Below are 24,728 nucleotides of genomic sequence, written 5' to 3'. Positions count from 1 at the left end.
CCTTTGTTACTAAACTTGTAGAATACAGCAATTTTTTGTTACAATACAACTATGCCAAGAATTACAAAATGACTGTAATAAATACAATAGAAATTAAAAAAAGTAAATTTATTACCTATCTTCATAGAACGCAAGATGAACAAGAGGCCAAGGATTTTTTAAAAGCTATAAAAAAAGAACATCCCAATGCCAATCATCATTGTACAGCTATGATCATTGGAAACATTATGCGATCTAACGACGATGGTGAACCAAGCCAAACCGCAGGTCATCCCATGTTAGATGTTTTAATGCATAATGATATGCAAGATATTCTAGCCGTTGTAGTACGCTATTTCGGAGGAATCAAGCTTGGAACTGGAGGACTTGTAAGAGCCTATAGTTCAAGTGTTTCTGAAGCTTTAAAAGCGGCAACCCTAACAACGGTTACAACCCTTCAAGAATATCAAATTCATTTTTCTTATGATTTGATTGGAAAGGTTGACCATTACTTTAGAACACAAAATATTGAAGTCATTGAACAACAATATGAAGAAGATGTTGTCTATCATTTTCTTGTTCAAGACGATATTTCTAAAGATTTAATGGAACTTACAAATGGAAAAATAAAAATTCAATATATACAAGACATTGAAACCGAATGCGTAATTTAATTTACGCACAATGAATATGATATACTTTAGAAAAGCGAGGTACATTTATGGATAGTATTCTTACCCTTATAGCATTTTTCGTAGTCATCTTTATTTTTTGGACGTTAGCAAGTTGGCTACTTCCAATTATTTTACCAATCATCATTGTCTTCTGGATCATTTCCCTATTCACACAAAGAAGACATGTACATGTTCACACTTACAATAGTACGCAAAACCAAAACGAACAACCAAAATCAGCACCAAAACATGGAGCTATTGATGTTGAATATACGGAACATGAAGATGATGGAGATGAACAATGATTTGTCACAACAGTGTTGGTTATGATGCACAAATCAAAGACTTATTGATTAAATCTGCCTTCAATATGAATGAAAATGAAGTTGATGTCTGGATGAAATATCAATATAATCCACAACACATGTTCTGCTTCTGGCAGGATGATAAGATTACTTCCTGTCTTCAAGTCACAAAAAGAACGATGATGTTTTTGGATCGACAAATACGTGTATCTGTGATTGGTATGGCTGCAACTTTACCTGATTATAGACAAAGAAAACAATTTTCTTACTTATTAGATGCCGCCATCTCACAAGCTACCTATAACGATTTATTAACCATCACATATACAAATATGCCAAAATTATTTGAAGCCAAAAGCTTTCAGCATATTTCAAACACAAAAGAATATTGGATTGGAGCTCCACTATGCAGAAGTGGAAACCCATTCCACATCAAGCAAAAAGCAGAGAATTTATACCCATTATATTTCCAATTTATGCAGTATTTTGATGGCAGCATTCTATTAAGCGAAGATGAATTCGATCAACTTATTCAATACCATCAAAATTTAGGAAAATCCATTGTCACAATCACAAATGAAGATAAACAGCCAAAAGGATTTGCGATATATTCCACAAAAGATAAACAAGCCCATGTCGAAACTTTAATTTATTTTGACTCACAAGCCATTCAAGATCTTTTAAGCTATATATCCATAAACAATGAAGTAACATCCATTCTAATCAGTGAAAGTGAAAGATTCGATAAATTATTTCCTTTTCACTTTCCAAGAATGGATAAAAAATTAATGGTCAGATTAAACAATTATAAATTATTTGATAAATTTTCAAACACAAACGTTAGAAATGCAAAAGCAGCTTATGAACTATTAGAAAAGCCTACATGGAACCATTTCCAGTAGGCTTTCTTTCTTCTCTTTTAAACAAAACATAACCTATAAAAGTTCATGTCATCAAAAAATTAATTCTGCATATGAATCATTTCTTCTTCAAGTATTGGATACGAAATAAGTACTTCACTATCCAAATTTTCATTAAACATATTTACACCACTAATTTGATGATTATTGTATGTCGTATAATAGTAAATTCCATTTCTTAAGTCGCAACAAGAAGTATAAATCGTATATTCATACTTTCCTGGTTCTACTTCACAAAGACCTTTTTGTTGCTCGACACTACCAATAATGTGGAAATATTGATTTAAATCATTCTTGTCACTTGTCGCATTTGCTCTTGTATAAGCTACACGCACAAATCTAGATCCACTCGATAAGTCTCCAGGAAGTCCCATAGCTCCAAATCCACGTGAATAGGCAGTTAAATCCAAGCCAAAATTATTTTCAGGTTGTTTATTTGATAAATACATATAATCATTCAAACGAAATAACTGCATAGGTAATGACGGATTATTTGTCAAAACATGCGTAGGATTATCATATACATGCATACCATCTTCCATACACTCAACGACAATACTTTCATTTTCATCACTGATCATATAGTGTAATTCAGCTACTGGAAAGCGTTCATTAAATGGTGTGGCACAAACATTTGTATTTTCTAATACGACTCTTGCCTCTTTAACACTTGCACATTGCGATAGGATCCAAGGAATAAATTCAAAGGCAGCCACATTGTTCTTGCCTTCCTTGACTTCATAAAACTTAGCATTCCCAACAAAGTTTAATCCAGCCATTCCCAAGCCTTTCTCATTCATGGCATCATAATATAATGGATACTCTTCAAATACATGGGCCATACCAATCAAAGCATAGTGACTTTCATGTTTATCTAAATGTCTAAAATGAAAATCATAATTGCGTGGCGTAACAGCTACTTGTTCTCCATATGAAAATTCATAATCTAAATTCCTTCCAAAAAACTGATTAAAGCTTAATGCGGTACACATTAAAATCATCTCCTTCTACTTAGTAGCTTAACACAAACTACAAAAAGATTACACACATAATAATGTACAAATCAAAATATGTGTTCATTGCGTTAAGTACCAAAAAAATATATATTTTAAGTATCATAAGAAATGCCTTATCTTATGATTAACCCTTTGGAAAATTATTCAACCCTATAAACTCAAGATACACTTTTATCTTAATAATTTTCCTCTCCCTAAAGCAATGTCAAGCCCGGACATTGCTTTTTATTTTACCTAAAAGAAAAAAGTCATAAGTTTCCCTATGACTTAAAACGCAAATACAATTCCTATCACTGCACTAGCTACAATAAACCAGATTGGATGTAATTTAGGTTTATACTTACTCAATGCCAACAATATGAATAGACAAATAAATTGCTTCCAATGAAATGTGGAGAAAGTATAATCACCAAATAAAGTTGTCACCAAAATATCAATGGTAGCCACGGCAATAAAGGCAACTACAGCAGGTTTTAATCCGGCAAAGATTTGTTGAACAAGCTCTGCCTCTTTAAATTTCTCTAAGAAATTCGCAATGATACAAATAATAATCAAACTTGGTAAAATCAAACCAAGTGTTACTATAATCGAACCTAATACACCATATTGACTAAAACCTACATAACTAGCCATGTTTACACCCATAGGGCCTGGTGTAGATTCACTAACCGCAATCATTGTAGATAGATCACTCATAGTATACCAGCCATAACGAACCCCAATCTCTCTTAAGAAAGGAATGGTCGCAAGACCTCCTCCTACCGCAAATAGTCCAGTCTTGAAAAATTCTAAAAACATGAGTAACAATTTAGTCATTTTTCTTTAACCATCCTATTCTAGAGAAGATAACTCCAGCTATACCAGCACCAATCACAAGTAACACCGTAGAAACTTTAGTAAACATCGCAAAAATAAGAGCCACCGCAAAAATCAAGAAACCAATCTTATTTTTAATATTACCCTTACCTAGTTTCAATACCGCATTGATCATCAACATACATACAGCTACACGAATTCCATTTAGTGCATGTTGTACAATGGCTAAACTTGAAAAGTTTGTGATCAAACCTGCAATTATACTAATAATGATAATAGATGGAGTAACTACACCTAGAGTAGCTGCAATCGCTCCTGGAATACCAGCTTGATAGTATCCAATGAAAGTCGATGTATTGACCGCAATAACGCCGGGTGTACATTGACCAATCGCATAATAATCCATGACTTCATCTTCTGTAGCCCAATGATACTTTTCAATCACTTCCTTTTGAATCATTGGCAACATGGCATATCCACCACCAAAAGTAAATAGACCCATCTTAAACCAAGAAACATATAATTGAATGAGTTTCTTCATCTTACTCTCCTTTTAATACAAATTTTTCAATAACTTCACAAACAGCACCTTCTTCACAAGTAGCCGTTGTGATATAGTCACAATCTGGTTTAATACCAGGTGCAGCATTTTGTACTCCCACACCTAAACCAGCATCCTTGATCATAGATAAATCGTTATAGTTATCCCCAATCGCAATCGTATCCTGAATATCAATATGTAATAGATCGGCTAGTTTTTTTAGTCCAGCCCCCTTATTTACACCCTTATGATTAAATTCAATATAACGATTACTTGAATAAGAAACATCCATATCATACGTAATATCCTTTAGATCACGATCAATACTTTGAAGATACTCAAAATCTGTATTTGTATATAATACTTTTACAATTTCTTGCCCCTTTAAAAAATCAAGATTCTGATCAAATATCTCAATCATTTCCTGACGATTCTGCACATATCTTTTTTCATCTTCCGTTAAGTTATATGCATATACCGCATCACGCGTATATACATGAATGACTACATCATACTTTAATCCACGCTTATATAATTCTTCAGCTTTCTCAAAAGAAATACCTTCAAAATGTAAAAGTCGATTGTCTTTATTTTCCGTAATAGCCCCACCATTATATGAAATCACATATTGATTGGCTTCATCAAAAAGATCCAATTCCTTTAATGTACCCTGCACTGTGTTATAGCCTCTTCCTGTAGCCAATACAAATTTAACCCCTAAGTCTTTCAATTTTTTAATGGCCTCAATATCTCTAGAATCAATTGTTCGATCAGGTTTGATCAAAGTTTCATCTAAATCACACGCAATTAACTTATACATAAGTAAACATCCTCCCTTAGATATGAAAAAATTATAAAACATCTTCTTTCAAAAAAAAAGTAGCATTAAAGCTACTTATAATACAGAACCAATCACATGAACAATAAAGGCTAAAATCCATGCAAGTACACATTGCCATGCCACTACACCAATTGCCCATCTTGCACCGAGTTCTCGTTTAATAGATGCGATAGCCGCAACACATGGTGAATAAATCAAGCAGAATACAAGTAACGATGCAGCTGATAGTGTAGTTAATGCACTATGTACACCACCTACAAATAATACTTGTAGTGTAGAAACAACACTTTCCTTAGCCATTAACCCACTAATCAACGATGTCACAATACGCCAATCTTGAAGTCCTAATGGCGCAAATACAGGAGCAATCCATCCGGCAATCATTGCCAAAATACTTTGGCTTGAATCTTTGACCATATCGAATTGTAAATTAAAGCTTTGTAGGAACCACACAAGTACGGTTGCCACAAAAATAACCGTAAAGGCTTTTTGTAAGAAATCCTTCGCCTTTTCCCACAACAATTGACTCACATTCTTTAATCCAGGCAAACGATAGTTTGGAAGTTCCATCACAAATGGAACAGCTTCCCCTTTAAATAAAGTGTTTTTAAATAAGAATGCGATTAAAACACCTGTAACAATGCCCAAAACATAAAGTCCTGTCATTACTAGACCACCTTGCTTTGGAAAGAATGCATTCACAAAAAAGGCATAAATAGGTAATTTTGCAGTACAAGACATAAATGGCGTCAACAAAATCGTCATCTTACGATCTCTTTCACTAGGCAAAGTACGTGTTGACATAACGGCTGGTACTGTACATCCAAATCCAATCAATAAAGGAACGATACTTCTTCCTGATAATCCAATTTTTCTTAATATTTTATCCATAAAGAAGGCTACACGTGCAATATATCCACTATCTTCCATCATAGATAAAAAGAAGAATAGTGTCACAATGATTGGTAAGAAAGATAAGACAGAACCTACACCCGCAAAGATACCATCAATCACTAAACTGTGTACAGCATAGCTTACGTGAGCACTTGTCATCCATGCATCCACTACTTGTGTGATCCAATCAATACCTAGTTCTAATAATCCTTGAAGCCATGCTCCAACTACATTAAATGTTAGATAAAATACAAGTAACATAATTCCAATAAACATAGGAATTGCAGTATATTTACCCGTTAAAACGCGGTCAATTTTTTCACTTCGAACACGCTCTTTACTTTCTTTAGGCTTAACAACGGTTTGTTCACAAACTTTTTCAATAAAAGAAAAACGCATATCGGCAATGGCCGCACTATGATCGAGTCCACGCTCTTTTTCCATTTGAAGCACAATGTGTTCAATCATTTCTTTTTCGTTATCATCTAAATCCAAACGATCAAGAATCAAATTATCGCCTTCAATAATTTTACTAGCCGCAAAACGCAAAGGAATATCTGTCTTTTTGGCATGATCTTCAATCAAATGACAGATGGAATGTATACAACGGTGAACGGCTCCACCGAAATCATCTTCCCCACAAAAATCTAAACGACCTGGTCTTTCCTGATATTTCGCAATATGAATCGCATGTTCAATCAATTCATCAACACCTTGGTTTTTAGCTGCAGAAATAGGTATAACTGGTACACCAAGCATAGCCTCCATACCATTGATATCAATCGAACCTTGATTGTTGGCCACTTCATCCATCATATTAAGTGCAACAACCATCGGAATATTCATTTCTAAAAGTTGCATAGTCAAATACAGGTTTCGCTCAATATTTGTAGCATCTACAATATTAATGATAGCTTTAGGCTTATCATTTAACACAAAATTACGCGATACAATTTCTTCACTCGTATAAGGTGACATCGAATAAATACCCGGTAAATCTGTCACCATTGTATTTGGATACCCTTTGATTGGACCATCCTTTCGATCGACGGTTACACCCGGAAAATTTCCTACATGCTGATTCGATCCCGTGAGTTGGTTAAACAAAGTGGTTTTTCCACAGTTTTGATTTCCTACCAAGGCATATGTCAAACATGTTCCTTCTGGCAAAGGATGTTCATCTGCCTTTACATGATATTTACCATCTTCACCTAAACCAGGGTGAACGGTGTTATTTATATTTTCTGCACTCTCATGCTTTCGTGTTCTCTCATCAATTAATTCAACCAATATTTTTTCAGCTTCATCTAAACGAAGCGACAATTCATAACCATGAATTTGCAGTTCCACTGGATCGCCCATAGGCGCAAACTTTACTACTGTAACCTCAGCTCCAGGTATGACTCCCATATCTAGAAAGTGTTGTCTTAATGCACCCGTTCCTCCAACGGCCTTAATCAATGCACTCTGTCCTATTTTTAGTTCTTTTAACGTCATGCATATCCCTCCCTAATCAGTCATTATTATATATGCATTATTATCAAGTAAGTCAATTCTAACCACTTGTTTTTTTATAATTTATTGACAAGCTTCACTCATTTGTTTACAATTGAACTGTTCACAAGTGAACATTAGGAGGGCCTATGTTGACTATAGAAGAATTTTTACGTTTATCCAATCGCTTGCGTGAATATTACGGCAAACAAATCAAAGATCGATTTTCAGAATACACTTTTTCCCCAAATGAAATTTCGATTCTGATTTTACTACAAAACAACACATCCATTACGACAAGCACACAGCTTCGTGTTGTACTCGGTGTTTCAAAAGCTTTGGTTTCTCGAAGCGTAACGAGTTTGCAACAAAAGGGATTGATCACAATGAAGAAAGTTTCAGAAAATAGAAGGATTTCTTATATTGAATTAACAAAAGAAGCGATTCCTGTATTAGAAAAAATCTCTATTGAGATTGATAAAATCAATCAAGTTTTATTCAAGGATATTCCCACAAAAGATATTCAATGTATGATTGAGACAATGAATAAAATGAATGAAAAAATAGAAGGAGCGAATTAAAATGAAGTTTACAACAGCGTCCGAAGTGGATTTAGGGCATGAAAAAGTTGGTAAGTTACTCTTTATGTTGGCAGTACCAGCCATCTTAAGTCAAATTGTTAACTTACTCTATAACGTGGTTGACCGCATGTATATTGGTCACATTCAAGATGTAGGGGCTACTGCCCTAACAGGCGTAGGCGTTTGTCTTCCAATTATAATGATTGTATCCGCCTTTGCGTGTTTAGTTGGTATGGGAGGTGCTCCAAGAGCTAGTATATATATGGGTAAACAAGATAATCCAACGGCTGAAAAAATCATGGGAAACTGTTTTATCGCATTGATTGTGATTTCATTAACTCTAACTGTATGTTTATTAGCTTTTCAAACCCCATTACTACAATTATTCCAGGCAAGTTCACAAACAATTGTATATGCCAAACAATATATGAGTATTTATGCCTTAGGAACCATTTTTGTCCAAATGACACTCGGAATGAATGCCTTTATTTCTTGTCAAGGTTTCTCAAAAACAAGTATGATGACCGTTTTAATTGGAGCTATCTTAAACATTATTTTAGACCCTATCTTTATCTTTGGATTCAATATGGGCGTAAAAGGTGCTGCACTAGCTACCATTATTTCGCAAGCCATCAGTGCAATCTGGGTTATTCATTTCTTGAGTGGTAAACAGACGGTTCTTAAATTAAAGAAAGAGAATTTTAAAATTGTTCCAAGTTTATTATTCCCAAGTTTAGCTTTAGGTATCGCACCTTTTGTGATGCAGTCAACAGAAAGCTTGATTTCTTTATGTTTTAATATGCAATTATCTAAATTTGGAGGGGACGTTGCGATTGGAAGTATGACCATTCTTACAAGTGTTATGCAGTTTGCGATGATGCCACTTCAAGGTTTAACGCAAGGTGGACAACCCATCATCAGTTATAACTTTGGTGCCAAAAATGCAGATCGTGTAAAAAAAGGCTTTTTACTTCAAACACTATGTTGTTTCACATACGCAAGTATTATCTGGCTTTTAGTGGAATTATTTCCTCAAGTATTTATTTCTATTTTCACAAACGATCCAGACTTAATGGCAATGGCAAGCTGGGCCATTCGTATCTATATGGCATGCGTCTTATTGATGGGACTTCAGATTTCTTGCCAACAAACATTCATTGCGTTTGGAAATGCCAAGATTTCCGTTTTCTTAGCTATCTTTAGAAAAATCATCGTATTGATTCCATTGATTTTTATCTTACCAAACATCTTATCCAATCATATCTTTGCGGTATTTGTTGCAGAACCTATCGCAGACTTTATTGCGGTAAGCACAACAGTAACGTTATTTATTAAAAACTTTAAAAAGACACTAGCCCAAATGAACTAAGCAAAAAGAAGAGTTATCAAAGCGATAACTCTTTTCTTATATACTCAATCAAGTCTATTTTATGATTTTTTTCAGGATGATAAAAAGCGTATTTTAAACACATATTCAAAGCTTCTTGAATCTGTTTTCCTCTTAAATTTGTCGCTTCTATAATATCTTTTCCATTCAATGCAAGTTGAGATATACTCATACAGCGATTTCTATTTTGGATGTAATAATCATAGAACAATTCTACATCTTTAGCTGATTTTTGCCCTAATTCAGAATGGGCCATCGCATCACAATAGCGTATTTGAAGTAAGTTCAATAAGTGTTCTTCATCCAAATGATATGTAACGCGATACTTATAAATACAATCTAAATCACAAGTAAATTTATCATCATGATGTAAGACATAGAATGGAATCCACTTTCTTTGTTCATTTGTAAGTTTAAAACGTCGACAAAGCTCTTTAGATAATTCACTTCCTACCTTCGCATGATGCTTAAAATGATCCTTTCCATTCGAATCGGTTGTCTTTACTTGTATTTTGCCTAAATCGTGGAATAATAACACAAAAGCCAAAGTTTCATCATATGGTTTTAAATAACACATCGCATCTAAAGTATGATGCAAAACATCGGTATAGTGATAGATTGAGTTTTGACTACACCTCAATGCCAAATCTAACTCATTAAATACGGGCTTTAAAAGAAGTGTCATACTCGCCAATACTTGTGGATTTGTTTCCATGATTTCTTTTAATTCATGTACGATTCTTTCTATCGATACATATTGAATCAAAGTTGCATTTGTATCGATGGATTTTTTTACTGTTTCATCCATAGAAAAGCCAAGTTTTGCACAAAAACGATAAGCACGCAACATTCTTAGAGCATCTTCATTAAATCTTCGATCTGGATTACCCACACATCGAATGACTTTCGCTTTAAGATCAAATTGTCCTTTATACGGATCAATCAAGCCACGATTTGGATGATAAGCCATCGCATTCACAGTAAAATCACGTCTTGATAAATCTTCTTCAATTGTAGAAACATATTTCACACTATCTGGATGACGATGATCCTTGTATTCACTCTCTAAACGAAAGGTTGTGATTTCAACGGGTGAATTCGATAAAACCGTTACCGTTCCATGTTTGAGTCCTGTTCCCACACTTCGATCAAATAGATTTAATATCACTTCGGGTTTAGCGCTTGTACAAATATCATAATCATGAATTGGGCGATCTAGTAAATAATCACGTACACATCCACCTACCACATATGCTTCATATCCAATATCATTTATTTTTTGAATGATTTCTAATATATATTCAGGTAATTTCATACTTCTATTATATAAGAAAAAGGTGCTGAATTGCACCTAATTACTTTGTAACCTTTACATATGTTGGAATTGTATCCGCCATGATTTTTTTGGCAAGTTCCATACTTCCAAACATAAATTCAAAACCTTTTCCATAACTTACAGGCGTACAGAAGTTTCCTAAATCCTGAATTGTTTGTTTATCATCATTGATCATATCCACAACTAAGAACCAGTGGCTAGGCTGATCTTTGACAATTCTTTCTTTCAAATAAATAGAAAGAATGTCTGGATGAGAGTCCCCAAATTCACAGATAGCTCTTTGAAGTTCTGTTACACTTGAAATAGGATCACGAAGCTTTAAACTATCTCCTTTATGAATTGGATTTTCACTCACTTGTGAACCACGACTTTTATCAAGTTCAACCAATAAGTTACAGTCTAATAAAACATTCGCTCCAAATGGATCGATCACAATGCCATGAATCTGATTCAATGCCATCTTCACAAATGGCATATATTGATTATAAGTCATAACCAAGGAATGGATTTCACTATCTTGATCCCATTTTTTCAATTGATCCATACTTGAGAAGACCGGAAAGAAACTATCTCCCTTATCATTTTGAATCAAAGACAATTGGAATTGTGTATTTGGTTCAAAGACTAAGACTCCCTTTTCATTGCGAGAAGGATCTTTATCCCATTGTGCTGGAATTAGAAAATTAGTCGAAACAAACGCATCCAACAAGTTTCTAAATGCTGAATCTGTTTTTTCTCTATTAAATACAATTAATGTTTCTTGTAGTTTTTCATTTTTAAATTCTTTTACCATAATTATTCCCCTGAAATCGTGCACTCAGCAAAAGCGATACTTGGACTTACAACCTGGTGATAACTCCAATCTAAATCGTTACCCACACTAATTACGTGTTTCATCATATTTAAGAAATTATTTGCGACGGTAACCAAGGTAACATTCTTATCTCTTTTACCATCCTTTACCCAGAAGCCTGAGCATTGTAGTGAGAAGTTTGTAGAAACAAAATCAAGTCCAGCATGAAGTCCAGCTAAATTCTGTACGACAAAGCCGTCTTTGATTTTTGTACATAAATCCTCAAAACTATCATTTCCAGGTACAATGTAACAATTCATTGGCTGTACACTTACGCTAGATGCATAGCCCGATTTAAAACCATTTCCTGTACTCTTTGTATGCATTCGATTGGCACTTCTTGTGTCATGAAGCATCATAACATATTTTCCGTGATCCACCAACGTTTTTGAAGAAGTTGGACATCCCTCATCATCAAAATTGGCAATACTTAGACAATCCGTATTCTTTGGATCATCAATAATTGTGATTTGTTCAGAGAAAATTTGTTCGTTAAACTTATCTTTTAAAGGTGAAATTCCCTTATACATTAATTCCCCATTAAATAAACCAGTAAAGGCGGCAAATAAAGATGTCATCGCATCCTTTTCAAAGATGACTGGACATGTACAGCTTGGAATTGGTGTAGCCTTTAATTTATTTAAAGCCTTATCGCAAACACGGCATACAAATGAATCCAAATCATACTTTTCAAAGTCATATACAACTTCAACTAAACTAGCATCTTTGATTTCTTCCTCTTCTTTAACGACAACACTGGCAACAATGTACTGCATTTCATCAGCATCTTGCACGTCCATGCCTAAGCTATTCACAATACTGCGACTTCCGCTGCCTTGGCTATAGCCTAAATATCCAACTTGAATGACACGTGGATCATAGGCTAAAATCTTAGTTTCTAAGCCTTTAAGAATATCCTTCACATATTCTGTACTCGCCATATTCCAAGTCACATCTTTTTTTACGTACTCAATTGCCTCTGGTTTTCTTAATGAATCGGTTTCTTCATTTGAAATAATATGTGCTTGTTCAATCAATGATTTTAAAACAGTTTCACACATAGAATCGTCTATTTCTTCCAATGCCATATTGGCTATTTTTCCATCTACAATTCCACGAATACTTGTACCTGTCACTTTGCTGGATACTAAAGTGTCCATTTGTCCTTGAAACCAAGTCATTTCTTTTTCAACCGTTGTAGATTGATAGATTTCAAATTCCTGAATACCTAGGCCAAGTGCTTTCTCAATCCATAATTGTTTATTCATTGGCCGTACCTCCTACTGTAATTTGTGAAACACGAATGGCCGGTTGACCTACATCTGTAGGAATCGAACCCGAACTAGAGCCACACATACCTTGTCCGCGCTCTAAATTTTTACCCACGCGATCAATATTAAATAGGATATCTGCACCATTACCAATTAAAGAAGCCCCTTTTACTGGATAAGAAATCTTGCCATCTTCAATTAAATAACCTTCTAATACGGCAAAGTTAAATTCTCCGGTTTGTGGATTTACACTTCCACCACCCATTTTCTTTGCGTATAGTCCTCGCTTGATTCCTTCAAACATTTCATCAAAATCATCATTTCCAGCCGCAATATATGTATTTGTCATACGCGAAGTTGTTTCAAATTTATAAGATTGACGACGTGAACTTGAAGTCGATTCCAGTCCCATTCTTCGACCATTCAAGCGGTCTATCATATAACTCTTTAAAATACCATTCTCAATTAATACACGTTTTTGTTGGGGATTTCCCTCATCGTCTACATTTTGTGAGCCCCACGCATTTGGAATTGTGCCATCATCAATAGCTGTAACTTTATCACTTGCGACTTTTTGACCTAATTTATTACAGAATACACTCTGATGTTTACTGACTGAACTTGCTTCTAGGGCATGTCCACAAGCTTCATGGAAAATAACACCGCCAAAGCCATTATCAATAATAACTGGCATTTTTCCCGATGGACAATCTTTCGCTTCTAATAATACTAAGGCAATGCGACTTGCTTCTTGTCCAATAGATTCTGGAGTTCTTTCTTCAAAGAATTCTAAGCCTTTACTTGCACCTGGTGCTTCATAGCCAGATTGTAAGTTTTGACCATCCTGTGCAAAAGAGGATACAGACATACGACAACGAATTCTTGTATCGTGTACAAGTCTTCCTTCACTATTTGAAATTTGTACATTTTGGCATACACTTGCCAACCCTACAGATACTTTTTGAATTTTATCTGAATATGCCTTAGCCGCATCACTTGCACGTACCATTAAGGCAACTTTCGTTTCTAATGAAGCTTTGACAGGATTTTCTTTGATTGGATGAAGATTTTCATGAGTTTCTTCAACCAAAGAGATCGATACAGATTTAGATTCTATGCCAAATCCACCACGCAAATCATCCACTAAGGCATTTAATGATTCTTCACTTGTTTCATTTGTGTATCCATATACAGATTGCACACCTTTATATAGACGAATTCCAATACCAGCACGAATCAATACGTTCGTATCTTCTAATTTTCCATTTAACATGGATAAAGATTCGGTTGTACCTTCTTCTTCAAAGATTTCGGCAAAATCACAAGAAGAAGCCATACAACGTTCTAATAATTTTTCTAATTGTTCCTTCTTTAACATACTTATCCCTCAATGCAATCTACAAATCGTTTTGTGATTAATTGAGGACGAGTAATTATAGATCCTACTACAACACTAAAGCATCCAAGTTCTAATACACGGCGTGCTTTTTCTGGTGTATCAATATTTCCTTCAGCAATCATTGGTACGTTTGATTGTTCTAAATATTTACGCATTAACTCAAAATCATTCGTTTCAACTTTATCGCCCTTACTTTCTTCTGTATATCCAACTAATGTTGTTCCTACAAAATCAAAGCCTAATTGGGCTGCATGAAGGCACTCTTCTAATGTAGAGCAGTCTGCCATTAATTTTTGTTCTGGATACTTAGCACGAATATCAGCATACAATTCATCTAAAGTTCTTCCATCTGGACGAACACGACAAGTTGCATCTAAGGCAACGATTTCTGGATGTGCACCTTCAATCAATTCATCGATTTCTTTCATTGTAGGTGTAATAAATACTGGACAGTCCCCATATACTCGTTTAATAATTCCAATAACTGGTAAATCAACTTCTTTTTGAATTTCATTAATATCCTCTACAGTATTAGCACGAATACCTTTAGCGCCACCCCATTTAGCCGCTCTAGCCATACGTCCCATAATAAAAGATGAATGTAAAGGTTCATCTGGAAGTGCCTGACATGATACGATTAAGTGTCCTTTTACTGATTCAATGTTACTCATGATTTAAATCTCCTTCTTCTTACTTATATATATAGGTAATTATACTACGTATATAGGTGTAAAAACACGAAATTAAAAAAAATTAAAAAAATTTTAAAAAAGTGCTTGCAATCATTTTAAAGTGATGGTATATTTAATGGGCACTGAGCGAGACACAAAAGCTCAGTTGAAATAAATGCGCCCATAGCTCAACTGGATAGAGCGTTTGACTACGGATCAAAAGGTTGTGGGTTCGATTCCTGCTGGGCGCGCCATTTATTTTTTTTCTAAAAATATCGGGATGTAGCACAGCTTGGTAGTGCACTTGATTTGGGATCAAGGGGTCGCAGGTTCAAATCCTGTCATCCCGACCATTATTTTATTTAATTCGGCTGGGTAGCTTAGTTGGCTAGAGCATCCGGTTCATACCCGGAAGGTCGTGAGTTCGAGTCTCACTCCAGCCACCAACGAGTTTAACTTGGACCCTTAGCTCAGTTGGTCAGAGCATCCGGCTCATAACCGGCGGGTCGTAGGTTCGAGTCCTACAGGGTCCACCAATTATACATATGCAGAAGTACCCAAGTGGCTGAAGGGTCCGGTCTTGAAAACCGGTAGGTCGTGCGAGCGGCGCCTGGGTTCGAATCCCAGCTTCTGCGCCATCTTAATTAATTCACATCGCGGGATAGAGCAGTCTGGTAGCTCGTCGGGCTCATAACCCGGAGGTCGTTGGTTCAAATCCTTCTCCCGCAACCATGTGGTCTCATAGCTCAGTTGGTAGAGCAAAGGACTGAAAATCCTTGTGTCGTTGGTTCGATTCCGACTGAGACCACCATTTGTCAAAGATTGCACCTAGCATTTGCCAGGTGCTTTTTTTATGCCTTATTTTCTACTTAAACCAAAGTTACGAAAGAGTATCACCGCAACAAGTGATACTCTTTTATTGAGAAATCTAAAATTATACAAAAGAATCATAATAATCGGATTAATGTGCATCAGGAAAATCATTTTTGAATTTGCCACCATAATGATTGTTCTTATAGTTTCTAATATATAGTAATAAAACCATTATCACTAAAACAATTCCACAGATGGCATACATTGTAGTTGGATTTAAATTATAGAATAAATAACAGATTACTGTCCCAACAATAATCAATAATCCTATGATCACTAAAAATGTATCCAAATATTTTTTCATTTTTTACACCCTCTTTCTTATTTTAAATAATATTATCTCGCTTGAATGGTTACATTGCCATACTACAACCTCCAAATTATTCGCTTCTCCACCTATTTCTACTGTTTTCCCCATCATTAAATCAGGTATTACGCTGAACAAAAAATAAGACAATTATTATAGTAACTACGAGAATACCAACAACTAATTTGTATTTAGCATAGTCTTTCATTCCTTTGTTCACATCATTTAACTTTCGATTGTCTTCATTCAATTTTTCAATCATCTTTTTCTGCTCGTCTGTCATATACCATACCTCCATTCATTATCGTAATAACATCAGCCAAAACAAACTAATTACGATTTTGTAAATATGACTGCTCGAATTATTTATTGAAGTCATAATTTTCTAAATTTTAATCTACTCTTCATCACAATTAACATAATACCAATACCACTAAGTGCTAAGATTATCATCGGTACAACACTATAATCATAAAAAGCAAAGTAACAAATACTAATCAGAATCAAGAGCAATAACTTTATATATCCAAAAATCGCATTTTCATCCGTAAATTGCCAAATATAAAATATTGATATTTTGGTATAAGCAACGTGTTTTTTACAGAAATCGAAAAATAAACAATTAATAATGAATATTGTCAATATGAGAAACAAAAATTTAGTGTGATTATGACAACTGAATAAATCAATTAAAAGTATAATCAAATCCATTATTAAAAATAATATTGTATATCTATTTAGTCTTTTCGATAAATTTTCGCATCTCATCTTTAGAACATCCTCCTATAATCTGATTTAGTATTTCATTTTAAATATGGATTCTTTTGCATATTTTGGAATAACATGCATGTACAGTAACAAGTAAGCAAAATAACTAATTACTATTTTCATATATTTTGTTCTTTTATAGATAGCGCTATCTCTAATTCAAATATAATATAAAATTTAGAAAAACACAATCGTTATTTTTATAAAGAGTGTTAAAATCAATAAATGATATTATTTATGAAAGTTTTTGTGTAAATACATACGAGTTGCTATAATGAATTTAGACGGAGGAACTTACATGAAATACATTCAATTTACTAAGAAGGAAAATGAGATCATGGATATTTTATGGAAGCATGATATTGCAATGTCTGCAAATGATATTAAATTAGCTTCCAAAGATTTGAGTATCAATACGATTCAGCAAACGCTACAAAAATTATTGGAGATAAAATATATCAAAGTAGCAGGAATTGGACAGAACAAGAAGGCAATCACAAGATTATATAGACCAGTTATATCCGAAGCTCAATATGTGAATTCATTTATTGGTGAAGATACACGCGCAAAAATTTCAGCTTATTTTGTTGAACACACAAATGATTTAGAGATGATTGAACAATTAAAGAATTTGATTCAAGAAAAAGAGAAAGAGTTAAAATGATGCGATTTTCTGCATCATCTCTTTTCATTACTTTGTGCATCAGTTTTTTATTGATTCTTATGTTAGACATATTACTTTCATACAAGAAAAGTTATAAATTATTTCGGACAGATTTTATAACAGTGTTAATTGTTGTTGTCGTATTAAGAATGTTTGTGCCACTTGAATTCAAATTTACTAAAACCATTATAGTGCCCACGATCATGAATCCAATCATTGTGCTGTTACAATATAAAATTTATGCAAATGTGCAAGTATATCAATCCTTATTATTGGTTTGGGCATTAGGTATTATATGGAATCTGATTAAATGGATTCGCGCAATTCAAATTACTAAAGACATGTACAAACGTATTGAAAACCATTCAGAACATTATCATATAAAAGATTTTATTAATAACTATCAAGAAGAAAATTATGTGGTGTTAAAAACAAACTATGTTTCTTCCCCTATGGTCATGGGCTTTAATAAAACTATATTGATACCAGACGTATATCTTTCACAAGAAAATTTAAAAAATATATTACTTCATGAAACATGGCACATTAAAAATCATGATGTGTACACTAAACAAATTATCAATCTATTAGTTATCATGTATTGGTGGTTTATTCCAGTATATAGATTAAGAGACAAAATTGATTTATTTTTGGAAATGCGTGTAGACTATCAAACAACAAATCCATTTTCTAAAGAGGAAGTAATGAAATATATGTATACACTTATAGAAATCAAAAAAAACATTCAAAGTAAAAATGAATTCAAGGGACAATCTACACATTTTATGATTCAAGATAATGCACATGTATTAGAATATCGTATAAATTATTTAATGGATGGAATGTATCGAAAAAAAACGAGCAAAATTCTAATGATCGCCGTATTAGCTCTTCCATTACTTACAAACAGCATTATTTTGGAGTCTGCATTTGAACCTCCAAACAATGAAGATATGTATGATCAATCAGATATAGATAAGGGATATATTATTAAACATAAAGATGGAACATATGAATTAGTATTTGGCAAAATGCGTGTTGAAATATCAAATCCAAAAATTGAATGTTTTAAGGATGTTCCGATTATAGAGGAGTAAATAATTTATGAAAAAAAATAATGATTATGTTAGTATTGATTATATCAATGAACATAATAACACCTGTTTTAGCAAATGAAACTGAAGTCACTACAGATATTTCCATACAAAGAGAAACTGGTCTGTTAATTCAAAGATATAAACGGAAGATTGTATAAAAGATTATGGAATCAAACATTGAATAAATGGGTTGAATACCATTGGATTCCTTATTAGTAAATTTAAAATAGTCTTTTAATATCTTTGTATAGGTGGGAATTGACATAAGTTTACTGCTTATGTATATATTCAAATTGGTATCCCTCTCCGTCTTTAAACAACGGAGTCTTGGATACCTTTTTATTTTTTAATCATATGCATTCAATTTATAACTTTCTTTGAAAGGTAAATCCATCAGATAATCACAATCCATTTCATACTAAATTAACTGCAAAATTTTATAAAAAATTTCCAAAAAAAGATAAAAACTATAGGATTTTATGCATTTTCTTGAATTATTGCACCTTTATATAAAGCAGAAATACCAATATAATCCACTCTAAACAAATTCGCTTTTCAATTCCGACTAAGACCACCATTTGTCAAAGAATGCACCTAGCATTTGCCAGGTGCTTTTTTTATGCCTTATCTAAAGCATATTCCTACATTAAAGTTATATTCAGTGTTATTAATAGAAGCGAATTCATTCACTCTTTTAAATAAAAATCACAAAAAAATATTAATCATTTTAAAAATCAACCTTTCTTATTCTTTTGCGTATAAACAAATACAACAACAGTGTATAAAGAGTTAGCTCTATCATTCCATACAACCATGTTATTTCATATCCTCCGCAAATAAGGCTAAATGAAGAAACAATTGCCAATGGATTTACACATGGAAACAACAATCCAAATTGCGAAATGCAATAAGTAATAATAAAGGATGCTATACACACAGTTTTAAAATTCTTCTTTTTTCGTGTGCATAAGAATATTAATGTTGTAGTCGAAGTATAAAACAGTGTTTTTATTATATTCATGATTCCTAAAAGAGATAAGACTTTCCATATTGGCATTAAACTTAAGCATTCAGGTATAGTAAACAGCGTATCAGCAGAAGCAAAGTATTCGTTTCCCATATAATACATTTTTTCTACACCATGAACATAACTGTTAAACTTGAAAATATTGACCTGGTCAACCAATATTTTTGTATCTATCTTAGTAAATTGATGATTTTTCAGAAGAGCAATACCAATCGCAAAAAATGAAAGGCAATAAATAATTCCTAGACAAATAAATACAGATAAGACTATATTAAACAAATATCTTTTTCTAGATTGGAGCATGAGGAGTTGATGTAAATTATTGTCTTGATATACGTTTAAAACAGTTATAGTGAATATAATAATCAAAACTGGCATCAAAAAAGATAGGATAGAATCTGCTTTCAGATTATTCAGCAAATAACCTAATAACGAGGATTTATCTAGAAAAGAATTTTCGTATACTCTTTGATACATTAATTTCATATGAGAAACTTCATTAACATAGAGTTGATGTATAAAATTAGATGTGTTTGCTTTGGCAAAAACAGTATTTAATGTATTTCTATCAAACTCATACTTTTTTTGATTATATTTTTTTGGCTTAATACTTTTAAAATGAAAATCCCCAACTCTATCGTTTGCATAACAATCGATGTCGACACTGGATATTTCTAATAAGCATTTAAAATATGCGTCGATAGAATCTTGGCCAGCTAAGTTTTCTAAGCGATTTATTTTCCAATCCAAATAAGAAAAGAAATTATTCCAATCTTCATCTGCTTCATATTGGTATACAATTCTAAGACTTTTAAATTTCTGTTTTAACGCAATCGTTTCTTGAACTTTGTTATTTACATCATTCTCAAAATCTGTATTCTGATTATTTAAACTGATAAAAGATATCAGATTTAACGTAATCAATAACAGTAAGAATATCTTAGTAATTCTCATTTTTAAGATTGCGATTACTTGATGTTTAATCATATTGAATCTCCTATTCAAAATCCATATTTTCTATAAAGACACAACTTATAAAAGGTATAAGTAGATTTATGAAAAATAAAACAAGCGTCTTTTCGTAATAAAAATTAATGTCGAAAGAAAGAATATATGAGAAAGGATTCCAACCTGTTATCACAAAGCAAGAAACCAATAATATTACAATCACGGCAAACCAGGTAATAATCTCATCTTTTAAAACCAGAGATACTAGCTGTATAAATTGAACATACATTAGTAGACTCAACATAAAAATTAAAAAGCTTTTTAATAGGACTTGTATGATTTCTAGAAATGAACCATTTGTTAGGATAAATAAATGTCCTCCATAACCATATTGAATATATCCAACAAAACAAAGAACAGCAGTAAAAGATACAACCAACAACAAAGAGATTATGCAATAAAACATATTTCGTATTAGTAAAATACATTTTCGTTTTAATGGATATGAAAATATGTATTGATATGGTTTTGTACTTGAAAATTCCTTACTCCATATGTCTGCGTTAATAAGAAGAATTAGCAGAAAAATAACAGCAGTAAATATTGATTTACATTGTATATTTTTCAAGTAAAAACAAAATGTTGGTTTTTGTTGATCAACCACATCCAATTGGTTGTTTTTCAAATTAAATTCATCCATCGCAATATCAGATTTTAAGCTTTTTTTATTAGGTACAAAAGAATCTGTAAATGGACTCAAATAATTTTTGTTCAACCCATATAAGATATGTTTGTTTCTTTGAATTCTTTTTTTCAATATTTCTAGATCATCATTCTTTACATAGACATTTTCCAATGCATCTGTATAATCAATTTGAATATACCAATACTGCAATTCTTTTTCTTTTTCCTTATCATATTGTTGACTCAAATCGTATTTCAATATGTTGATATGATTCTGTTCATCAACTTTCATTATCTGTAAATTTTCTATTCTTCCGTTTTTTAACTTCAAATATTCTTTGTTTGTTTTGACACAGCCACAAAACAGCAACAAAGCACATAGTGCAATATTACAGAGTACTTTTTTTGACATGAAACCTCTAATTTCAAATTTTAGAAAATTAAACATTTTTACATACCTCAAAGTAGTATTGTTCCAAAGGATCCTCGTGATTCACCGCTTTATACTTTCTTTCATTCTGCATATGCCCAACGATTTTTCCACAATTAATAAAGATATATCTATCACTCATTTCTCTTAATTGATTGATTTCATGGGATGACCATAATATTGTTGTCCCTTGTTTGTTCAAGTTTTCCAGTTCATCTATGACTCTTTTCTTAGTTTGTAAGTCTAACCCATTAAAGGGTTCATCTAAGACCAACAACCTCGGCTTTTGCATAATAACTAAGGATAAAATCAACATCTGTTTCATTCCTACAGAATAATACTTTGTTTTTTTCTTAAGTCTTTCTTTTAAGCCAGAAAACTCTATATAGTTGTTCATCTGCTGCTCATTGATATTATTTAATTGAGAGATCAATTTAAAATGATCCAATCCATTTAAATCAGGATATAATGGTGGATATTCAATGCTGCAAGCTACATCTTTTAATGCATTCTTATTATTAAGAGAATCAAAAATCCAGATTTCGCCATTATCTATATTTGAAAATCCCATTATACATTTCATTAATGTTGATTTTCCAGAACCATTTGGACCTACCAAAGCCACTATTTCTCCTGCTTCTATGTCTAGATTTATATCGTTCAAGATCTTATTCTTATTTAAGTGTTTAATACTAAGTGCTTTCATAATAATACATGTTTGAAACAAAACATATTCAAACTTTACCTCTTCCTTCTTATTTTTGTTTTCACTTTAACCTAGAAAATAAAGTAAAACAACCACACGGTATCATGTGGTTGTTATTTGGGATTAAGATGCAAGAAAGTAATCTTTTTTTCTTCTTTGTCTACTTTTAAATTGTATTTTTTTATGAATCTATGGTTATCTCTTTCAACAGTTGAAAAGTCATGTGCTAGGTTTGTTTTAATTGAAATTGCTTTATTTAAACCTATGTCTACTATGGATACATATATTATCGGTTCATTATCTTCTATCAGATTATTTAATATATTTATGAAAAATATAGTCAAATCAGCGTCATTAAACTCTTCTGTATTACATTGAACGAAATGCTGAATAGTTGTATTGCCAAGATTGATATTGCATATTGCCGTGCTCAAAGCTGTATTTCCAGTATAGATGATATTGAACTTTTCAATGATTTCTTTCTTCATTACACAAAAAACATTCTCTGCTTTTTCATATTCTTTGTTCTTGAAATACATATCTATAGAATGACTATCATGTATCAATGCATGTAGAAAATCAAAGGTGTTATTGTAATTGTTTTGAGCAATTTTCAATTTTCGATATAATTCGTTTTTTTCGTTTTGAAGCTCTATATTTTTGATAGTAAATGAGAAAAAATATAAATACAATAAGTTCGAAATAAACAAACCAATTAATATAATCATTGAAATACGTTCAAAAAGATCTTCATTCTCCAAAATATAGATCATAAAGAAACATAGTGTTATGGGCAATATAAAGATCCATATCTTTTTTTCAACTTTCTCTAAATATAGATAGGGAACATACATAATTATAATTAGGACAAACATAAACAAGTAGTTGCTTGTCAAATTCAAATAATCGATTCTACAAAATTGAAATATTAAATCTACCATTTCAATGCATATCCAATATGAAATGGACAAGTAAAGTGAATCGGTTATGTTCTTATGAAAAATAAACTGAATAAACGATCCGTATAAAACAACATTTATTAAAGCAAATATCCATAATAAATGACTGTTTGAAATAAAATAATTAAAGAGCACTATGATGATTGTGAATATTATAAATTTGCCGATTGATTTTATGTTTGGCTTGATTTTATCTTGTATAGAAAAAATTGTAAATAAGATCATCAATAAACATGTGTGAAAAAAATACGTCATATAGATTTACTCATTTCATTGATCCAAGCTTCTTCAAAAGTCTTTTTGTAGAATCTGGAAACAGGAAGTTTAACATTATTTTGTAAGATAACATCTTGCTTATCTACATAATTAATTTTTTTCAAATTTACTAATATAGATTTATAGCATTGTGCAAATGTCTCGTTGCAAAGAGTGCTTTTCCAATAGCTTAACGAATAAGGAGTTTTAATCGTCCTGTTATGCAGATATAAGTAGGTGTATTTTCTACTGTATTCCAAATAATAGATATCATTAATATAAATCTTTGTTCCAGGAATCTTCTCATCCATAATATATCTATTTTCATTTAAATATTCATTGAATACAGGTTCCATAATCATATTAAATTGATCCTGCGTATAAGGCTTTAGTATATACCGATCTGGCTTTATGGAATATCCATCCAATAAATATTTTTGATAATTCGAAGTAATAATAATGTGACATTGATTTTTTAACGTTCTAAGCTTCAATCCCATATCTATTCCACTAATTCCATTAATTTCCATATCCAAAAAGAGAAAATTAACATTTTTACTTTTCTCTATTAGCTCTGTTGCATTCGTACATACATCTACATTATAAGCAATGTTTTTTGGATTCAATAAGTTCTCTATACATGCTTTAGCAATATTGGCATCATTTATTTCATCGTCACAAATTAAAATATTAATCATTAAATATCCTTATCTTTCTGTTTTAGATTACTTTACCACACATTCTTAACAAATAACATATTCAACTACATTCTTTCCTATGTTAAAACCATTTAGCATCGTTGCCAGTTTAACTGTAATAATTGGAAATGGTGCATAGACATCATTAACTTCAACACTATTGTTAATCGAATAATCTATTTTTTTACGTGATAACTGTTGTGATTATTAATAAAAATGATATAAGTTTTATTTTATCATTATAAATAGCACTCTTTTTTCATGGTAGCATATATGTAATTGTTTTCATCCAAACGTTTCATATGTTATTTTTCGCGTGTAAAATAACTTAGTA

Annotated in this window: 24 protein-coding genes and 7 tRNA genes; 14 read left to right on the top strand and 17 right to left on the bottom strand. The window is 32.3% G+C overall.

The genetic code is table 11. The features are described 5' to 3' along the window. Nucleotides 1-68: 68 nt before the first annotated feature. Genes EUBIFOR_RS11565 through EUBIFOR_RS11555 form a run of 3 tightly spaced genes read left to right on the top strand, consistent with a single transcriptional unit; the run spans nucleotide 69 to nucleotide 1,860 of the window. A complete protein-coding gene (locus EUBIFOR_RS11565) occupies nucleotides 69-653 on the top strand; it encodes a YigZ family protein (protein ID WP_040466574.1) in 585 nt (194 codons plus the stop codon). A gap of 47 nt (nucleotides 654-700) precedes the next feature. Continuing rightward, complete coding sequence (locus EUBIFOR_RS11560) at nucleotides 701-958, top strand: hypothetical protein (RefSeq protein WP_003866253.1); 258 nt, start codon at nucleotides 701-703, stop codon at nucleotides 956-958. Continuing rightward, on the top strand, nucleotides 955-1,860 hold the full coding sequence (locus EUBIFOR_RS11555) for a GNAT family N-acetyltransferase (RefSeq protein WP_003866252.1): 906 nt from the start codon (nucleotides 955-957) through the stop codon (nucleotides 1,858-1,860). The genes EUBIFOR_RS11560 and EUBIFOR_RS11555 overlap by 4 nt, the downstream gene beginning before the upstream one ends. Nucleotides 1,861-1,919: 59 nt before the next feature. Here EUBIFOR_RS11555 and bsh read toward each other — a convergent pair whose 3' ends face one another. From bsh to feoB, 5 genes are all read right to left on the bottom strand, one after another. Further along, nucleotides 1,920-2,870, bottom strand: a complete 951-nt coding sequence (bsh, locus tag EUBIFOR_RS11550; RefSeq protein WP_003866251.1) for a choloylglycine hydrolase — start codon at nucleotides 2,868-2,870, stop codon at nucleotides 1,920-1,922. A 291-nt stretch (nucleotides 2,871-3,161) separates the two neighbouring features. Then, nucleotides 3,162-3,710 (bottom strand): chromate transporter, encoded by a 549-nt coding sequence (locus tag EUBIFOR_RS11545; RefSeq protein ID WP_003866250.1) that lies wholly within the window; start codon nucleotides 3,708-3,710, stop codon nucleotides 3,162-3,164. Continuing rightward, on the bottom strand, nucleotides 3,703-4,251 hold the full coding sequence (locus EUBIFOR_RS11540) for a chromate transporter (RefSeq protein ID WP_003866249.1): 549 nt from the start codon (nucleotides 4,249-4,251) through the stop codon (nucleotides 3,703-3,705). The genes EUBIFOR_RS11545 and EUBIFOR_RS11540 overlap by 8 nt, the downstream gene beginning before the upstream one ends. Before the next feature lies 1 nt (nucleotide 4,252). Then, a complete protein-coding gene (locus EUBIFOR_RS11535; RefSeq protein WP_040466561.1) occupies nucleotides 4,253-5,071 on the bottom strand; it encodes a Cof-type HAD-IIB family hydrolase in 819 nt (272 codons plus the stop codon). 75 nt (nucleotides 5,072-5,146) lie between these two features. Beyond that, nucleotides 5,147-7,483, bottom strand: a complete 2,337-nt coding sequence (feoB, locus tag EUBIFOR_RS11530) for a ferrous iron transport protein B (RefSeq protein WP_003866247.1) — start codon at nucleotides 7,481-7,483, stop codon at nucleotides 5,147-5,149. A 146-nt stretch (nucleotides 7,484-7,629) separates the two neighbouring features. Between feoB and EUBIFOR_RS11525 the strand changes: the two genes are divergently transcribed. Together EUBIFOR_RS11525 and EUBIFOR_RS11520 are read left to right on the top strand one after the other, a co-directional pair. Continuing rightward, nucleotides 7,630-8,061, top strand: a complete 432-nt coding sequence (locus EUBIFOR_RS11525; RefSeq protein ID WP_003866246.1) for a MarR family winged helix-turn-helix transcriptional regulator — start codon at nucleotides 7,630-7,632, stop codon at nucleotides 8,059-8,061. A gap of 1 nt (nucleotide 8,062) precedes the next feature. Continuing rightward, nucleotides 8,063-9,430, top strand: a complete 1,368-nt coding sequence (locus tag EUBIFOR_RS11520) for an MATE family efflux transporter (RefSeq protein WP_003866245.1) — start codon at nucleotides 8,063-8,065, stop codon at nucleotides 9,428-9,430. A gap of 16 nt (nucleotides 9,431-9,446) precedes the next feature. On the opposite strand, the gene EUBIFOR_RS11515 is transcribed toward EUBIFOR_RS11520, so the two are convergent. The 5 genes from EUBIFOR_RS11515 to EUBIFOR_RS11495 are packed head-to-tail and all read right to left on the bottom strand — an operon-like array spanning nucleotide 9,447 to nucleotide 14,978. Then, complete coding sequence (locus EUBIFOR_RS11515) at nucleotides 9,447-10,763, bottom strand: CCA tRNA nucleotidyltransferase (protein ID WP_003866244.1); 1,317 nt, start codon at nucleotides 10,761-10,763, stop codon at nucleotides 9,447-9,449. 40 nt (nucleotides 10,764-10,803) lie between these two features. Beyond that, nucleotides 10,804-11,577, bottom strand: coding sequence for an enhanced serine sensitivity protein SseB C-terminal domain-containing protein (locus EUBIFOR_RS11510; RefSeq protein ID WP_003866243.1), 774 nt, complete (start codon nucleotides 11,575-11,577; stop codon nucleotides 10,804-10,806). Between the two features lie 2 nt (nucleotides 11,578-11,579). Continuing rightward, nucleotides 11,580-12,905, bottom strand: coding sequence for a TldD/PmbA family protein (locus tag EUBIFOR_RS11505; protein WP_003866242.1), 1,326 nt, complete (start codon nucleotides 12,903-12,905; stop codon nucleotides 11,580-11,582). Then, complete coding sequence (locus EUBIFOR_RS11500) at nucleotides 12,898-14,286, bottom strand: TldD/PmbA family protein (protein ID WP_003866241.1); 1,389 nt, start codon at nucleotides 14,284-14,286, stop codon at nucleotides 12,898-12,900. Before EUBIFOR_RS11500 ends, EUBIFOR_RS11505 begins: the two co-directional genes overlap by 8 nt. Before the next feature lie 2 nt (nucleotides 14,287-14,288). Beyond that, nucleotides 14,289-14,978, bottom strand: coding sequence for an N-acetylmannosamine-6-phosphate 2-epimerase (locus EUBIFOR_RS11495; protein WP_003866240.1), 690 nt, complete (start codon nucleotides 14,976-14,978; stop codon nucleotides 14,289-14,291). A gap of 177 nt (nucleotides 14,979-15,155) precedes the next feature. On the opposite strand from EUBIFOR_RS11495, the gene EUBIFOR_RS11490 reads away from it, so the two are divergent. The 7 genes from EUBIFOR_RS11490 (at nucleotide 15,156) to EUBIFOR_RS11460 (ending at nucleotide 15,789) form a co-directional block, all read left to right on the top strand. Further along, nucleotides 15,156-15,232: transfer RNA gene (locus EUBIFOR_RS11490), tRNA-Arg, on the top strand. Between the two features lie 22 nt (nucleotides 15,233-15,254). Continuing rightward, nucleotides 15,255-15,331, top strand: a tRNA-Pro gene (locus EUBIFOR_RS11485). Nucleotides 15,332-15,347: 16 nt separating this feature from the next. Further along, nucleotides 15,348-15,424, top strand: a tRNA-Met gene (locus EUBIFOR_RS11480). Nucleotides 15,425-15,437: 13 nt separating this feature from the next. Beyond that, nucleotides 15,438-15,514, top strand: a tRNA-Ile gene (locus EUBIFOR_RS11475). Nucleotides 15,515-15,525: 11 nt separating this feature from the next. Continuing rightward, a tRNA-Ser gene (locus EUBIFOR_RS11470) sits at nucleotides 15,526-15,616 on the top strand. A gap of 17 nt (nucleotides 15,617-15,633) precedes the next feature. Then, nucleotides 15,634-15,710 (top strand) — tRNA-Met (locus EUBIFOR_RS11465). 3 nt (nucleotides 15,711-15,713) lie between these two features. Continuing rightward, nucleotides 15,714-15,789, top strand: a tRNA-Phe gene (locus EUBIFOR_RS11460). 150 nt (nucleotides 15,790-15,939) lie between these two features. Here the strand turns inward: EUBIFOR_RS11460 and EUBIFOR_RS11455 are convergent. Both EUBIFOR_RS11455 and EUBIFOR_RS13040 read right to left on the bottom strand, forming a co-directional pair. Beyond that, complete coding sequence (locus EUBIFOR_RS11455) at nucleotides 15,940-16,155, bottom strand: hypothetical protein (protein ID WP_003866239.1); 216 nt, start codon at nucleotides 16,153-16,155, stop codon at nucleotides 15,940-15,942. A 121-nt stretch (nucleotides 16,156-16,276) separates the two neighbouring features. Then, nucleotides 16,277-16,441, bottom strand: coding sequence for a hypothetical protein (locus EUBIFOR_RS13040; protein WP_167528787.1), 165 nt, complete (start codon nucleotides 16,439-16,441; stop codon nucleotides 16,277-16,279). A 783-nt stretch (nucleotides 16,442-17,224) separates the two neighbouring features. On the opposite strand from EUBIFOR_RS13040, the gene EUBIFOR_RS11440 reads away from it, so the two are divergent. Together EUBIFOR_RS11440 and EUBIFOR_RS11435 are read left to right on the top strand one after the other, a co-directional pair. Then, nucleotides 17,225-17,590: a BlaI/MecI/CopY family transcriptional regulator gene (locus EUBIFOR_RS11440; protein ID WP_147587435.1), complete on the top strand. Its 366-nt coding sequence runs from the start codon at nucleotides 17,225-17,227 to the stop codon at nucleotides 17,588-17,590. Further along, nucleotides 17,587-18,687 carry a M56 family metallopeptidase gene (locus EUBIFOR_RS11435; protein WP_003866235.1) on the top strand — a complete coding sequence of 367 codons (1,101 nt, stop codon included), beginning with the start codon at nucleotides 17,587-17,589 and terminating at the stop codon, nucleotides 18,685-18,687. The genes EUBIFOR_RS11440 and EUBIFOR_RS11435 overlap by 4 nt, the downstream gene beginning before the upstream one ends. Before the next feature lie 727 nt (nucleotides 18,688-19,414). On the opposite strand, the gene EUBIFOR_RS11430 is transcribed toward EUBIFOR_RS11435, so the two are convergent. From EUBIFOR_RS11430 to EUBIFOR_RS11410, 5 genes are all read right to left on the bottom strand, one after another. Then, entirely contained in the window at nucleotides 19,415-20,701 is a 1,287-nt protein-coding gene (locus tag EUBIFOR_RS11430; RefSeq protein WP_003866234.1) for a hypothetical protein, read from the bottom strand. A 10-nt stretch (nucleotides 20,702-20,711) separates the two neighbouring features. Next, nucleotides 20,712-21,758 carry an ABC transporter permease gene (locus EUBIFOR_RS11425; RefSeq protein ID WP_147587434.1) on the bottom strand — a complete coding sequence of 349 codons (1,047 nt, stop codon included), beginning with the start codon at nucleotides 21,756-21,758 and terminating at the stop codon, nucleotides 20,712-20,714. A gap of 28 nt (nucleotides 21,759-21,786) precedes the next feature. Then, nucleotides 21,787-22,482, bottom strand: coding sequence for an ABC transporter ATP-binding protein (locus EUBIFOR_RS11420; RefSeq protein ID WP_003866232.1), 696 nt, complete (start codon nucleotides 22,480-22,482; stop codon nucleotides 21,787-21,789). 113 nt (nucleotides 22,483-22,595) lie between these two features. Beyond that, nucleotides 22,596-23,243, bottom strand: a complete 648-nt coding sequence (locus tag EUBIFOR_RS11415; protein WP_147587433.1) for a hypothetical protein — start codon at nucleotides 23,241-23,243, stop codon at nucleotides 22,596-22,598. Between the two features lie 449 nt (nucleotides 23,244-23,692). Continuing rightward, nucleotides 23,693-24,394: a LytR/AlgR family response regulator transcription factor gene (locus tag EUBIFOR_RS11410; protein ID WP_003866230.1), complete on the bottom strand. Its 702-nt coding sequence runs from the start codon at nucleotides 24,392-24,394 to the stop codon at nucleotides 23,693-23,695. Nucleotides 24,395-24,728: the final 334 nt, after the last annotated feature.

Origin of the sequence: Holdemanella biformis DSM 3989 (genome assembly GCF_000156655.1) — a bacterium.
GTDB lineage: Bacteria > Bacillota_I > Bacilli_A > Erysipelotrichales > Erysipelotrichaceae > Holdemanella > Holdemanella biformis.
This window is presented reverse-complemented; position numbering and strand designations above follow the sequence as displayed.

Excerpts from the sequence above, each read along its gene's own strand:
- EUBIFOR_RS11505 (WP_003866242.1), bottom strand. The coding sequence starts at position 12,905 with ATGAATAAACAATTATGGATTGAGAAAGCACTTGGCCTAGGTATTCAG.
- EUBIFOR_RS11565 (WP_040466574.1), top strand. The coding sequence starts at position 69 with ATGACTGTAATAAATACAATAGAAATTAAAAAAAGTAAATTTATTACC.
- EUBIFOR_RS11560 (WP_003866253.1), top strand. The coding sequence starts at position 701 with ATGGATAGTATTCTTACCCTTATAGCATTTTTCGTAGTCATCTTTATT.
- EUBIFOR_RS11515 (WP_003866244.1), bottom strand. The coding sequence starts at position 10,763 with ATGAAATTACCTGAATATATATTAGAAATCATTCAAAAAATAAATGAT.
- EUBIFOR_RS11520 (WP_003866245.1), top strand. The coding sequence starts at position 8,063 with ATGAAGTTTACAACAGCGTCCGAAGTGGATTTAGGGCATGAAAAAGTT.
- EUBIFOR_RS11500 (WP_003866241.1), bottom strand. The coding sequence starts at position 14,286 with ATGTTAAAGAAGGAACAATTAGAAAAATTATTAGAACGTTGTATGGCT.
- EUBIFOR_RS11495 (WP_003866240.1), bottom strand. The coding sequence starts at position 14,978 with ATGAGTAACATTGAATCAGTAAAAGGACACTTAATCGTATCATGTCAG.
- EUBIFOR_RS11525 (WP_003866246.1), top strand. The coding sequence starts at position 7,630 with ATGTTGACTATAGAAGAATTTTTACGTTTATCCAATCGCTTGCGTGAA.
- EUBIFOR_RS11420 (WP_003866232.1), bottom strand. The coding sequence starts at position 22,482 with ATGAAAGCACTTAGTATTAAACACTTAAATAAGAATAAGATCTTGAAC.
- EUBIFOR_RS11410 (WP_003866230.1), bottom strand. The coding sequence starts at position 24,394 with ATGATTAATATTTTAATTTGTGACGATGAAATAAATGATGCCAATATT.
- feoB (WP_003866247.1), bottom strand. The coding sequence starts at position 7,483 with ATGACGTTAAAAGAACTAAAAATAGGACAGAGTGCATTGATTAAGGCC.
- EUBIFOR_RS11435 (WP_003866235.1), top strand. The coding sequence starts at position 17,587 with ATGATGCGATTTTCTGCATCATCTCTTTTCATTACTTTGTGCATCAGT.
- EUBIFOR_RS11455 (WP_003866239.1), bottom strand. The coding sequence starts at position 16,155 with ATGAAAAAATATTTGGATACATTTTTAGTGATCATAGGATTATTGATT.
- EUBIFOR_RS11535 (WP_040466561.1), bottom strand. The coding sequence starts at position 5,071 with ATGTATAAGTTAATTGCGTGTGATTTAGATGAAACTTTGATCAAACCT.
- EUBIFOR_RS13040 (WP_167528787.1), bottom strand. The coding sequence starts at position 16,441 with ATGACAGACGAGCAGAAAAAGATGATTGAAAAATTGAATGAAGACAAT.
- EUBIFOR_RS11555 (WP_003866252.1), top strand. The coding sequence starts at position 955 with ATGATTTGTCACAACAGTGTTGGTTATGATGCACAAATCAAAGACTTA.
- EUBIFOR_RS11440 (WP_147587435.1), top strand. The coding sequence starts at position 17,225 with ATGAAATACATTCAATTTACTAAGAAGGAAAATGAGATCATGGATATT.
- EUBIFOR_RS11430 (WP_003866234.1), bottom strand. The coding sequence starts at position 20,701 with ATGATTAAACATCAAGTAATCGCAATCTTAAAAATGAGAATTACTAAG.
- EUBIFOR_RS11545 (WP_003866250.1), bottom strand. The coding sequence starts at position 3,710 with ATGACTAAATTGTTACTCATGTTTTTAGAATTTTTCAAGACTGGACTA.
- EUBIFOR_RS11540 (WP_003866249.1), bottom strand. The coding sequence starts at position 4,251 with ATGAAGAAACTCATTCAATTATATGTTTCTTGGTTTAAGATGGGTCTA.
- EUBIFOR_RS11425 (WP_147587434.1), bottom strand. The coding sequence starts at position 21,758 with ATGTCAAAAAAAGTACTCTGTAATATTGCACTATGTGCTTTGTTGCTG.
- EUBIFOR_RS11510 (WP_003866243.1), bottom strand. The coding sequence starts at position 11,577 with ATGGTAAAAGAATTTAAAAATGAAAAACTACAAGAAACATTAATTGTA.
- bsh (WP_003866251.1), bottom strand. The coding sequence starts at position 2,870 with ATGTGTACCGCATTAAGCTTTAATCAGTTTTTTGGAAGGAATTTAGAT.